Genomic DNA, 13,712 nt, shown 5'->3' with positions numbered 1-13,712 from the left:
ATGTTGCAACAAACTGTTTATCAGAATCCTACCCTGATCGTACCTGCAATTGACCGGATCATTGGTAAAAATCCTTCTTCACCGGAATAGGCGGTGTTGTTGGAGTTGTTGGAAGCAGGGTTATAGTTGTAAGGAAGACTGTTGTAGAGGTACAACAGGTCGCGGCCTACAACTGCCACGCTCAGGTTATTCAGCATCAGTTTTTTGCAGATACTGGCCGGGAACTGGTAGGCCAGCGATACCTGCCGTAATGATACCCAGGTATTCTTTTTGATCCAGTAATCGGCCACCCCGGTGGAGGAAGAGCCATAGCGGTAGTAAAACTGCGGAGCATGGGTAGGTTCTACATATCCTTTTTCGTAAGCCTGTGCATAGCTCATGCCGCCTACGTCCACCTGTGATCCGTCGGGCTGTGTTATCATCTGGCCTTTCGGGAATACGCCATCCGGGATCAGGCCATCGTCGTAGGTCTGGCCATCGTATTTGCTGGTCCAGGTAATACCGCCGGTGGCGGCATCCCGTCCTGCCAGGGTATTGGGGAACACGCCGGTGTGGGTGCCGTAGCGGTAGGTGAGGAGTACAAAATCGCCTCCTATTTTAGCATCCAGCAATACATTCAGGGAAAAGCCTTTATATCGGAAGGTGTTGCCCCAGCCTGCCCTGAATTTGGCATTGATATCGCCCACATCCTGCCAGGTATTGCTACGGGCAGGGAATGCGGCACGGGCATCAGAGCGCCAGGCCAGTACCGGTTTGCCATTGTTGGGGTCATCTACCGCGTTGCCATTGGCATCTTTGGCCTGGTATGGACTGGAATGAATCAGTGTGCGTAATACGCCATATGACTTGCCTACTACCGCCCAGGTGCTGATTTCGCCGATATTGGCTCCCAGGTCGTATTCTGTCCGTCCGGGGTATAAATCTTTAATAAGGTTGCGGTTGAAGGAATAATTGAGGTTGGTGCTCCATTCGAAGTTCTTTGTTTTAACCGGTGTTCCGTCAATCATCAGTTCAAGTCCCCTGTTCTGGATATTTCCTGCGTTGATGATAATTCCATCCTGTCCGCTTTCCGGAGGGGTGGCTACGTCCAGGATCTGGTCCCTGGTGTTGTCCTGGTATACGGATAAGTCAAAGCCGATCCTGTTTTGCAGGAAACGCATTTCAACGCCTAATTCCTTGGCTATTTTCCGTTGTGGCCGCAGGTTGGGCTGTATTACCATCAGCTTGCCGGTGAGCGGGTCACGGTAGCGGCTATAGGTGGACATAGGAATATCGGTCCCATTGGACGAAGTGAAGCCATTGAAGGTGAATCCCGGGTTGATGGTGAACGGATCGGTATCGTTACCCAGTGCTGCAACGTTGCCTCTCAACTTTCCGTAACTGATCCATGAAGGCAGTTTGAAGGTTTCAGAGAACAGCCATGATAAGCTAACGGCCGGGTAATTGTAAAAAAAGTTGCCGCCGCCATTGGTATAGGCCAGTGCAGAGGACCAGTCGCCCCGGAAAGTGGCCTGCAGGAACAGCTGGTTTCTCCAGGCCAGATCGGCGCTGGCATAAAGGGAGTTAAAGGCTTTTTTGGTTTTAAGTCCGCCTTTGGGTTCCATTTTTTGTGCAGAATTACCCAGGAAAAACTGGCCCGGATAGTTCAGTCCGCCTACGGTTTCGCTGTAGTTAAAGGTGGTCTGGAAACGCTGGGTTTCACCGCCAACATAACCGCTCAGCTCCAGGTCTTTCATAAGGGTTTTATTGATCATCAGCATCCATTTGAGGAAATAGCTTTCCTTGCTGGTATGTCCGAGTCCATAAAGACCGCCTTTGAAATCGGGGCTTTGTCCCAGTTCCTTGTTTTCATTCTTGGTATACAGGTTGTTCACATTGCCTTCCAGTAACAGTTTAGCCCAGGGTGTTATGGTAGCGGTAAGGGCTATGCGTCCGCGGATGGTTTGTTCATTCTGCAGGTATTCATTTTCGAATAGGCTGAACCAGAAGCGCGATTCCGGCGCTTTGTTGGGTTCATTGGGGTCTGCCGGATTGGGCGCTCCTCCGAATACGCTGGTGTAGTGGGCTTTCTGCATCCAGTATTTCGTGTCATAGTTACGGGGAAGGATCCATGAAAACAGTTTTCCGAAGTTATAGGAAGCGAAAGCGTCAAGTCCGCCGAGGCGGGGCGGGTTTTTACCGGCAAAGTCGGTGTAATTGGCGCTTACATCCGCACTGAGGAACCTGTTGATGGTATGCGTGACCCGTACATCGAAGCTGTTCTTTAACAGGCTGTTTTTAGCGACGATCCCCTGGCTTTGGTCGCGGGTATAAGACACCCTGAAGGTGGACCTGTCGTTGCCGCCGTCAAGCGCAATATTGGTGGCGGAGCCGCGTCCGTTCTGGAATGCATCCATGAAGTTATCGGGCTGCGCTACGTATTTAGTGGGGGTGCCATCGTAATTCAGCACTTCCTGTCCGGCGAAACGGGGACCCCAGTTTTCCAGCTCGCGTCCTACCTGTCTGTCTATATAAGGCTTGCCGGTGGAGGGATCTGTGGGGAATACCTTGGTGCGCCAGCGTTCATCCGATTTATAATTGGGGTCGCGGTTGTCGGTAAAGAAATAACCTACGGTACCGCCTCCGAATTCATTCTGAAAGTCCGGGCCGGCGTAGGGCCGGAAGGTGTTGAACGTCTGGCTAACGTTAACGCCTATTCCTTTCCGTTCCCGCCCTTTTTTACTGGTGATGAGGATGACGCCATTGATAGCCCTGGAGCCGTACAACGCTGCAGCAGAAGAGCCTTTCAGCACGGTAACGGATTCAAAGTCTTCCATGTTGAGGTTTTTCAGGTCGTTACCAAAGTCACGGCCCGTGCCGTTGAAGGTATTGTTTTCCACGATCACCCCATCTATCACAAATATGGGCTGGTTATTGGTGCCCAGCGTGGAGTTACCGCGGATCACAATTTTGGAGCTGCCGAAGAGTCCGCCGCCGCCCTGGTCGATCTGCACGCCGGCCACTTTGCCCTGCAGGGCATTTACCGGGTTTACCTCGTTGGTAACGGCGAGGTCGGCGCCTTTGATTTCAGTGGTGGCGTATCCCAGGCTTTTTTTCGTCTTGGTGACCCCCAGCGCTGTTACGACCACCTCCCCGAGTTGTTTGTTATCCTCTGTGACTGTTACATTCACAATACTCCGGTTGTTGATAGGTACCTCCTGTTTAAGGAAGCCGATGGCGTTGAATATCAGGGTACCATTACCGGGCGCGGTGATGATGTAGTTACCCTGGGCATCCGTTACAGCCCCGGTTTTGGAGTCCTTCAGCATAATGGATACCCCTGGAATGGGTTCGCCCCTGACAGAGCTGACTTTCCCGATGATTTTGCTGGTCTGCGCCATAACGGTGCTCCAGTAAAGTAACAGATACAATACTACTGCCCCGGATCTGCAGGCGTGTGAACATGTCCACATACATTTAATTTTGATGGTTGATAATAAAAGACTATAAGCGTACTGATTTGCGTGCTATCGGTTTACTGTGTTCATAAGGGAGATTTACGGTAATGTTTTAAGTATAGGAAAACTGCAGGATAACACTACGCCGGAGGAAAGAAGGAATTCTTATTGGTTTTTTACAGATCTCGCTACCGTACTATATATAACAAACGGTATCCATTAATGTTCATCGTCATTGTCACTGATGGAACGGCAGCAATTGCTCACTCTTTTGAAAATAAATAAAACAATCCGGATTTAATAATTATCTTTAAGGCAAGACGCCTGTATCTGCAACAGTGTATCCGTCTTTCTGCCTTTATACATTCCATCCTGCCTTTATTTATTCCATATTTTTTCTGATAGCATTTGCTTATTTACTAATCGCATATAATTAACCAAACATCTGATTGCTATGAAAAAAAAGGGATTTTTAATCGACATGGATGGCGTAATCTATAAAGGCAGTGAACCCATTCCCGGAGCGGTAGAATTTATTAACGGGCTCAGAGACAAAGGGTTACCTTTCCTCTTCCTCACCAACAACAGCCAGAGGACCAGCAGGGATGTTTGTTACAAGCTGAATAAAATGGGTTTTAGGGTAAATGATACGGATATTTTTACCTGTGCCATGGCAACAGCCAGGTACCTGGCATCCCGGAAGGAAAACGGTACCGCCTACGTGATTGGTGAGGGCGGCCTGCTGACAGAACTGCATAATGCGGGTTATTCTATTGTAGATGACCAGCCGGACTATGTGATCATCGGCGAAGGCAGAACGATCATGCTGGAATCTGTGGACAAGGCTATTAATATGATCATGAAGGGCGCTAAGCTCATCGCCACCAACCTGGACCCCAATTGCCCGATGGGCGGGGGGAAGTACCGGGTAGGCTGTGGCGCATTGGTAGCCATGCTGGAATTTGCCACGGGCATCAAAGCTTTCAGCGTGGGAAAACCAAGCCCGGTGATGATGCGCATGGCGAGAAAAGCGTTGCAGCTCACCACAGATGAAACAGTGATGATAGGGGATACCATGGGAACGGATATCCTGGGGGCAGGCTCCATGGGTTTCACTACGGTACTTACCTTAACAGGAGTGACCCGGGAAGAAGACCTGGCACATTTCGGCTATTCCCCCGATTTTGTGATCCGGTCTATTAAAGACTTGTTGGAGGAAGAGCTGTTTATGCGGGTGATGGGAACGCCGGTACTCGTAACAAATGAATATTAAACGGATGAGGGAACTTGTAACCATCAGACTTTGGCCTGATGGTTACATATTGTTTGAAGTGAAGCCGGTGCGAACGATGCCGCCGGCTTTTTTAGGGTTAACCTTAACGTTAAGTTACGTTGAAAGATGGGGCTTGGTCTGGAAATTTCATCATGATAATGATATGTTAATTTTTTTCTAAACACTATTCCCAGATATCCTGGGGCTTCATGATATCGCCTGCGATGCTAAAATCCACCATCGGCAATTTAAGTAAACTGTAATAATTGCCTGCTCAAATAGTGAATATGAATACTGAACATTTTGGTACAGATAAGGTAAACCTTTTGTAGTTTGCCTTATCTGTTAAATACTTCCTGTCATTGACGGGGGATTAGCCAATCAATCGCGCTTTAAATGACCATTCATCGCGATTCACCAGGTTTATGCTTGTGTGGCTTTAAATCCGGATGTTTAGGTTTGGTTTCCGGAAGAACTCTTCTTCTTTTATCATCTTTTCCTTCGTCTGTTTTAGGCTTCGGGCCTGGCTTGATTGCTTCAAACTTTTTCATGAGATTACCTGTTTTGAATAGTTAATTGAATGTATCCGAATATACGACTATTACAGGCCAGCAATTTACGGGTTCCCGGAAAGTCAATACCCGTTTAGTTAATACATTAGCATACTGAACATGACTTTGTACATCTCTGAACGAAATCTGAAATTCAGATACAAAACTGAGCGGGGATATATTGACCTTCCTATAAATTCATTATGAAACAAATTTTAAACCTAATCCTGTTGACGATTGTATGCTTTTCTTGTGAAGGCCCCGGCCCCAAAGATGAAAAACAAACAGAAAGCATACAAAAAGAAGAAAAATACTTCACCGTAAAAGAAAATATTGATCTATTGGTTTCTCCCTCCGCTTCATCAAAAAAACTTATCAATGTAAAGGCAACCTCCCTTGTAAAGGCAACCAAATACTGTGAACTTGATAAATCCTGTAAACTATCCGTTCTGGAGACCTGCAAGAAATATAGCAAAGTGAAAGTAATTGAACCGGATTGGCTCACCGATACTTACATCGGCTGGGTGCCAACAGACATGTTGATTAAATTTGGTTCCATAGCCCCCGCAAAACAGGGGGCTTCAAAAATCGCAGTATTTAACAATGTAAATGGTTTAAGGACAGAGCTTTCTAAAAACGGGATTGGAGAACTTGGCAGCTGGAGGAGCGACGATCTCGGAGGATTTATGAGTATTACTGACTATTATAGGTTTGGTACGGCTTCTTCTGTTAACGGCCTTGACAACAACCTGGCATATTACTTAGAAAGTAACCATGAAACTTATGCTGAGAAACTCACACTCGTCCTGAATATATTCAACTCAACGGAGCGTAATGCTGCCATATCAAAGTTCAAGGCTACCACAGAGAAAACATTTGGTGCTTTAAATTTGACTACGCCTCCAGGGCTAATCAAAGCAGTTGGGATACCAAAACCATATACCTATAACAACAAATTTTTTCGTGTCAGTTTAGAAAGAGAACAAAATAATATCGAAACCTGGAAGCTTACGATAATGAGCCAATAGGAGAAACGAATTATGGAGATAATTGAAAAGAAGATAAGCGCAATGATAGCTGGCGAGCAGACTGCCGGTTCTACGCTGCTGGACTCCATTAGAGTTTCAGCAGGTGATTATGAAGTTGTCGACTTGTCATCGCGACAATTTCCGTGTTATTCAATGGGCTCTCTCTACGAGGAGGATAATTCTGGAGACCTGAACCGGAGAACACTGGTAATGTTTACAATACCTCTTTTGTGTAATTGTTACACATATTATATTCATGATTTTTATCGGGTCTTAAGTCAAACAGCTATTGCTCAGTGTAGAAAAGTTTATCCAATAGATTCTGTATCTCTTGAAAACCATGTAGTTTTCGGGAATATGAAGCCGGTTATTGAAAGAATCGCTTTGGAAATTGAGAAATTTTTTCCTGAGCACAGGTATGTTAACCACATTCAACTATTCAATAATGGTGTTGCCGGGGCTGTTCCATATAGTAAAACAGTCGATGATATCCATACACATCCCTATTCAATTTATCATTTCCTTTTTGATGGATTTTTTGCGGAGAATCCGTTTGTTATGCCGTAAAAGTCAGGGATTCTTGTATAAATTCCAATGAATTACAAATAGTAATATTTTTTGTTTTTATCTGTTTGTACACCTATGAAACCATAGAGTGGGTCAAAGCTTCGATGGTGCCTATATAAATCCGATTGTTCACAGGTTAACACTTACCGGGGAACTGAACGGTTCATAAATTGCGGATTATTGTATTACTCCGGAATTATAATTATCATTGCTGATCAATCTAGGTTTTTATTAGCGAAATCGATGGCAATGGGTGGTTACCTTAAAGACAATGGAAGGCTTTTAGCTGATGTTGCTCGGCGAGATCAAAAGGCTTTCCGTATGATCTATGATACTTACGGCAAGAAGGTATACACCTACGCTTTACAGTTGCTGCACTCAGAGACAGAAGCCGAGGAAATGGTGCAGGATGTTTTTTTAAAGCTCTGGCTCATGGGCGACCGCATCCTTGAAATAGGAAACCTGGAGTCCTATCTGCGGACGACAACGAAACACCGATCTTTAAATGTACTACGCAGGCTTGTGCTCGAAGGGAGGGTAGAAAAAGCCCTTGGCAAGGAATGGAAAGAGGAGAATACTGAGATTGAAGATGAAATTCTTATTCGGGATGTACGCGAAATACTCAACCGTGCCATTGAATCCCTACCCAAGCAACAGAAAGAGGCCTATATATTATGTCAGCAAAGAGGACTAAAATATGAGGAGGCCGCACAACAACTGAACCTTGCCCCTTTGACCGTACAAACCCATGTTAAACGTGCACTAAGGTCCGTGCGCACTTTCGTCAAAGCTAATACTGATATAGCAGCAATTCTGATTATATTAAAGCTGATCTGATTATTTTCCGGGTTAATTCCTTCTCTGGCGAGCTTTCCAGGCAAAGGCGGCTTTTTAAACCGGCCATAAATATTTTTTTAAAAAATCTTCGAACCCTGTACCTCGAACTTAGGTGCTCAGGTGTCTATATAGGAAATAAGCCGCCAGACGGTTCTTCTATTATATGGATACCAATAACATTGACGCACTGTACAAGCGATATTTGGAAAAAAAGATGTCTCCACAGGAGCTGGAGGAGTTTCGGCTGCTCGTACTTGATACCGGTAGAGAAGATATGCTGGACGAGCGAATGGAAAGACACTGGAATGAATTAACTGAGGATGCGATGGTTTTTTTGCCGGAAAATAAGGCGGACCAGTTATTCGGCAGGATTATTAGTCAGCCGCTGCCCAAGGCACGGAGGGTAAGGCTTTTTCCGCGAATCGCCATTGCCGCCGCCGCCGTCGGTATCATCGCTCTGGGCATTTCTCTGTTCTTTACTCCCCATAAATTTAAAGCTGCTATGGAGCCGGGAAATCAGACACATGGTGCACCCGGCATGAACAGCGCGACGCTCACCCTTTCTAATGGAAGGACCATCAGGCTTTCTGATGCGGCCACTGGTAAACTGGCGGCGGAGGCTGGCGTAGTGATCAGTAAGTCGCCCACAGGGCAGCTGGTATATGAGATCAAAGGAAATTCCGGGCACAGAGGGATCAATAAACTATCTACTGCCAACGGCGAAACCTACCAGGTCCGCCTGCCAGATGGATCCGATGTCTGGCTGAATGCTGCTTCCAGCCTTAGCTACACGCCAGACCTATTAAGTGATGGGAAGCGCTCCGTTCAACTTGAAGGAGAAGCCTATTTCAGCATCACCAGGGACCAGGCGCACCCATTCATTGTCCAAAGCAAAGATCAGCAGATTGAAGTGCTCGGCACCCAGTTTAATGTCAATGCGTATGCAGATGAGCCTGTGGTGGCCACAACACTACTTAAAGGGTCTGTCAGCATCACTACAGGTGGACAGAAGAAAAAGATCCATCCGGGTGAGCAGGCGCTATTAAGCGCAGGGCGGCTGTCTGTACAGAAAGTTGAAGTTGACAATATTATTGACTGGAAAAACGGCGACTTCGCACTGAATCACGTTGAATTTAAAACAGCCATGAGAAAGATTGCCAGATGGTATGACATGGAAGTTGTCTATGACCAGGGTGTTCCAGACAACCTGGAGTCTGGTGGCTGGATATCCAGACAACAGCCGCTATCAGCCGTGCTGAAGTCCATCGAAGCGTCAGGATTGGTGAAGTTCAGGGTTGAAGGCCGAAAAATTTATGTAATGAAATAATTTAAAAGAAAATATGAGACGACTTCTTTCCTTTATAATCATCTCTCTGGTCGCCATTTCAACCTTTGCTCAGGAGAATCATCCGGTTTCGTGGAAATTCAGTAGTACAAAGATTGCGCCCTTAACATATCAGATCAAATTGCATGCTACTGTCCAGGAACCCTATCACATTTACCCACAAGGTTCAGCAGGTGGTATGGGAATGCCTACGGAATTTTTGTTTGATGAGGATGACCATGTAGAATTTGTTGGTGAGATGGAAGAGAAAGGAGATGAGCAGCAAGGCATGGAGAGTCTGACTTACTACGCAAAGGGAGTAACCTTTACACAGACACTCAAACTGAAGTCTGAAAAGAAGACTACTTTAGCCTTTACCATTAAATATATGGCCTGTAACAATCAGATGTGTCTTCCGCCATCAAAAAAGCACTTTACACTGGAATTGGATGATCAGGGCAAAGAAGCTGCAACAGTTAAAAAAGAAGAGACCAGACCATCTGAAAAGACGGTGGCTTTTGAATATGAGGATTTCAAGATGGCTGACATGGATGGAAATACGATAGCTTCTAAAAATATTACTTCAAAAAGTAAGTATACGTTTATTGACTTTTGGGCAAGCTGGTGTGCTCCATGCAGGGCGCAAGGCCGGGAATTGATCCCGATATACAACAACTACAGATCTAAAGGTTTTGATGTAATTGCGGTATCACTGGATACCGACGTCGAAGCCTGGAAGAAAGCAACGCAGGCTGATGGCTACACCTGGACGAATTTGAGTGATCTGAAGGGTTTTGAATCGCCGATCAGTAAAAGATATAACATTATTGCGATCCCGAGAAACCTATTGATTGATCGAAAGGGGAATATTATTGCCATGGACTTACATGGTAAGGACCTGGAAGCCAAACTCGCCGAATTATTTAAGATATAATATAGAGAATGCCTAAGCCTGACTATAGACATAAACCAACCATACATGCAGGGAAATTACCATAAACCCTGAAAAAGAACCAGTCCCAACATAGTTGGGACTGGTATAGCCTGGAATCTACTAAAAATGTAAACTACAGCAGCCTGGTCCGTGGAAAGTCAAGGCACGCTGTGATCAACCAAACTAAGCGAATGTACAAAAATTCTAACAGCTACCTGGGAGCACGCAATCCTCTCAGGTTTAAAATTATGTGGATAATGCGATTTACCACCGTCATACTAATAGCAGCTATTATGCAGGTCAGTGCTTCCTCATTCGGCCAGCAAATCACCATCAACCGGAAAAATGCTTCTTTGGAGTCGCTGATAAAAGAAATCCGGACGCAAAGCGGCTATGATTTCTTTTATGACGGGAAAATAATTTCTAAAAACAAACTGGTTGACATCAACTTGAAAAATGCTGGCATCAACGAAGCACTCAAAAAGATTTTGGCTGGCTCTTCACTCAGCTATACCATAGAAGGTAAAATTGTGACCATCCGGGAAAGTATGCCTGCAATTATTGATAAGGTCACTTCCCTGTTTACTAAGATAGATATAAAGGGAATAGTGGTTGATGAGCAAGGCAAACCTTTACCGGGAGCCTCTGTGTTTATCAAGGATTCCGAGATCAGAACAACCACGAATAAAGATGGAGAATTTTTCTTGCAAAATGTGGAAGACAGTGCCACTCTACTGATTGGTTATGTTGGTTACCTGCCGGTCCAGCGTTCCGCTTCACATGACATGGGAACAATTCAAATGACTCCTTCAACCAGCAACCTGAAGGAAGTAGAAGTTAAATTCAATACGGGTTACCAGGAAATATCCCGGGAACGCGCCGCAGGATCGTTTGCGAAACCAGATCTTAAAGTGATGCTTAACCGGACCAGTACTCCAAATATTTTAACGCGTTTGGAAGGATTGGTTCCGGGTTTGACTACCCGTGGCCCGGGCGGCTTACTTGTACGCGGCCAGAGCTCTCTGCCAACCGGCGACAACCCGTTAACTACTACCAGGCCCTTAATTGTAATCGATGGGATTGAATTTGAAGGCAACATTGAACAGGTCAACCAGCAGGATGTTGAAGATATCACGATCTTGAAGGATGCAACTTCAGCCTCCATTTGGGGTGCAAAAGCAGCAAACGGCGTCATCGTAATTACCACAAAAAAAGGAAAAGCAGGTAATCGGCTGACGTTCAATTACGACGGCTATTACGCCTTTCAGGGGCGTCCGGACCTTGATTATGTAAAGCGAATGAATTCGCAGCAGTTTATCGCCCTCTCCAGGGAACTGTTCCCACAATTTTTTCCATCTTTCCCGGACTGGGAGACAGTTAACAGTACCTTTGGAAACCTGCCTCATCTGCAGATACAATATGACCGCGCCCGAAACCTGATTACCCAGGCGCAGGCGGATTTTAAACTGGACAGTCTGGCCAAACTCTCCAATACCAGCCAGATGGCAAATCTCTTTGTTAGAAACGCAGGTACGATAAACCAGACTTTATCTGTTTCCGGAGGTGGAAAGGCGCATACCTTTTATGGCTCATTAAATCACATTGGGACGCAAAGCAATACACCGGGAGAACAATACAATCAGTACAAAATTAATCTGAACAACCACCTGACCATCAATAAAAGGATAACGGCTTTCATCAATGCAGACCTGACCAATACGGTGACCAGAAACAGCAATACCTATAAGCCCGACCGTAACATTGTTCCTTATCAAATGTTCAAGGATGCAAATGGTAATCCTTTGAACATTAATTATTTGGGGAACTATAAAAATATTCCCCTTCCGGATTCCATCAGGGCCATCTACCAGTCACTTAGCCGCATCAATCTTGACTATAATCCAGTGCTTGAACAGGACAGGGCTTACAGTAGCAGCAACGGGATTTTTGCCAGACTGGTCGGGGGAGTCAAGGTGAACCTTTTGAAAGGACTGGATTTCCAGGGTACTTATGGTTATAACCTGGGCAACACCAATACACGGACAGTGAGGCTGCAGGACAATTATGAAATGAGGACCCAGGTGGTACAATTTACACAGGCCGAAGACGCTACAGTCGCTCCCGTTTACAACCTTCCACAAATCGGTGGCAGCTTGGTTACCGAAACCAGCTCCACCAGGGCCTGGACAATAAGAAACCAATTGGTGTTTAACCGCGATTGGAAGCAGCATCAGTTTACCCTGATGGCTGGGCAACAAGCCACCAGCAGCACGCCGGTTACTACAACTGCTACTTATTATGGCTGGGAAGATCAGCTGCAAACTTCAAGGCCGGTAGATCTGGCGCGTTTAGGTGAAGGAATTAATGGGGTCAGTGGATTGGCAACATTACCCAACAATGTTGGAGGTTCAGAGGGACGCATTGCCAGAACCACTTCCTATTTTGCTAACCTGGGTTATACTTTCGATAGGAAATATACCTTGAATGCTAGTTGGAGAATCGATGAGAGTAATTTATTCGGGCGGGATAAATCTGCACAGAACAGGCCCGTTTACAGCATTGGTGGTAAATGGGCTTTAGGTAGTGAAGGATTTATGGAAACGGCGACCTGGCTCAGTCAACTGGATGTTCGTCTGACCTATGGAATTACCGGTAATGCCCCTTTTGCAGGAGCGGCAGCGTCTTACGATATTCTGATTGCTCAGAGTGCCCCTAATTATGTGACGGGAGCGGGCTATTTATTAAGTTCCCCCCGTAATACCAGGCTGACCTGGGAAGGCACAAAGGTTTACAATGTTGGTGTTGACTTTTCCATGTTTGAAGACCGGTTGAGCGGATCAATTGATGGATATATTAAGAAAACGGAAGACCTGATTGGTCAACTGGCCACTTCGCCACTATCAGGTTATGATAATGTAATTGGCAATTACGGTAATTTAGATAATAAAGGGATCGACATTGGATTGAATTCCACAAACATTAGTACGGGTGACTTTAGCTGGAGTACAGGGCTGACCTTTAGCTACAATAAAAACAAATTGACGGTTCTGCGTCAGAATCCGCCGGTTACAGGAGATGAACTGACTTTGCGGGAAAGGATGGTAGGCTATCCTTTATATACACTCTTCATTTACAATTATGGAGGCTTAAATGCTAATGGGGATCCACAAGTCAGACTTGCAGATGGTACAGTGACCTCCGAAATCAATGTAACTAAACCGGAAGATATTCTTTACGCAGGTACTACCCAACCCGTCTGGTCAGGTGGGCTTCAGAATAATTTTCAGTATAAATCCTTCAATCTGAGTGCAAGCATAATTTACAGCGGAGGTTATACCATCACCAACAACAGCAATCCCGCAACAAATGAATCTATTCTCGGTACCAATACGCTGCCATTGGAATTTTTGAACCGCTGGAAGGTCCCGGGTGATGAGCAAAGAACGGATATACCAAGATATGTACCTTCGGGTGACCTGGCAAGTGCCCGCAATATCGGTTACTTTAATCAGTCTCAGCGATATGCCTTAAACGGAGCATATATCAAACTCCGCGACATCACTTTGTCCTATAGCCTTCCTCAAACGTTGGTAAAGTCAATTCTTGCACAGGGTGTTTCCTTCCGGTTCCAGGTGAATAATCTATTGTTATGGACTGCTAATAAAAACGGCATAGATCCGGAATTTTTAGGGATGACACGGGATGCTCAGGGAACAATCAGTCTGGGCGCACACATTAGTTTTTAATTATCAAATAGAATC

Annotated in this window: 9 protein-coding genes; 7 read left to right on the top strand and 2 right to left on the bottom strand. The window is 45.5% G+C overall.

Going from position 1 to position 13,712, the window contains the following annotated elements; all coding sequences use genetic code 11:
* Positions 1-20: 20 nt before the first annotated feature.
* Positions 21-3,452, bottom strand: coding sequence for a SusC/RagA family TonB-linked outer membrane protein (locus B5D63_RS20330; RefSeq protein ID WP_078670682.1), 3,432 nt, complete (start codon positions 3,450-3,452; stop codon positions 21-23).
* A gap of 439 nt (positions 3,453-3,891) precedes the next feature.
* Between B5D63_RS20330 and B5D63_RS20325 the strand changes: the two genes are divergently transcribed.
* The gene (locus B5D63_RS20325) at positions 3,892-4,710 is read left to right on the top strand and encodes an HAD-IIA family hydrolase (RefSeq protein WP_078670681.1); all 819 of its coding nucleotides are present in this window, start codon (positions 3,892-3,894) and stop codon (positions 4,708-4,710) included.
* A gap of 404 nt (positions 4,711-5,114) precedes the next feature.
* Here B5D63_RS20325 and B5D63_RS35325 read toward each other — a convergent pair whose 3' ends face one another.
* Positions 5,115-5,261: a hypothetical protein gene (locus B5D63_RS35325; RefSeq protein WP_168875189.1), complete on the bottom strand. Its 147-nt coding sequence runs from the start codon at positions 5,259-5,261 to the stop codon at positions 5,115-5,117.
* A gap of 203 nt (positions 5,262-5,464) precedes the next feature.
* Between B5D63_RS35325 and B5D63_RS20315 the strand changes: the two genes are divergently transcribed.
* The 6 genes from B5D63_RS20315 (at position 5,465) to B5D63_RS20290 (ending at position 13,697) form a co-directional block, all read left to right on the top strand.
* Complete coding sequence (locus B5D63_RS20315) at positions 5,465-6,289, top strand: hypothetical protein (RefSeq protein ID WP_078670679.1); 825 nt, start codon at positions 5,465-5,467, stop codon at positions 6,287-6,289.
* A gap of 12 nt (positions 6,290-6,301) precedes the next feature.
* Complete coding sequence (locus B5D63_RS20310) at positions 6,302-6,856, top strand: hypothetical protein (RefSeq protein ID WP_078670678.1); 555 nt, start codon at positions 6,302-6,304, stop codon at positions 6,854-6,856.
* Between the two features lie 249 nt (positions 6,857-7,105).
* Positions 7,106-7,693: an RNA polymerase sigma-70 factor gene (locus B5D63_RS20305; protein WP_159456093.1), complete on the top strand. Its 588-nt coding sequence runs from the start codon at positions 7,106-7,108 to the stop codon at positions 7,691-7,693.
* A 163-nt stretch (positions 7,694-7,856) separates the two neighbouring features.
* Positions 7,857-9,020: a FecR family protein gene (locus B5D63_RS20300; RefSeq protein ID WP_078670676.1), complete on the top strand. Its 1,164-nt coding sequence runs from the start codon at positions 7,857-7,859 to the stop codon at positions 9,018-9,020.
* Positions 9,021-9,033: 13 nt separating this feature from the next.
* Entirely contained in the window at positions 9,034-9,951 is a 918-nt protein-coding gene (locus B5D63_RS20295) for a TlpA family protein disulfide reductase (protein WP_078670675.1), read from the top strand.
* 257 nt (positions 9,952-10,208) lie between these two features.
* Positions 10,209-13,697 (top strand): SusC/RagA family TonB-linked outer membrane protein, encoded by a 3,489-nt coding sequence (locus B5D63_RS20290; protein WP_159456092.1) that lies wholly within the window; start codon positions 10,209-10,211, stop codon positions 13,695-13,697.
* Positions 13,698-13,712 lie beyond the last annotated feature (15 nt).

The organism is Chitinophaga eiseniae (genome assembly GCF_900167135.1).
GTDB classification, from domain to species: Bacteria; Bacteroidota; Bacteroidia; order Chitinophagales; family Chitinophagaceae; genus Chitinophaga; species Chitinophaga eiseniae.
This window is presented reverse-complemented; position numbering and strand designations above follow the sequence as displayed.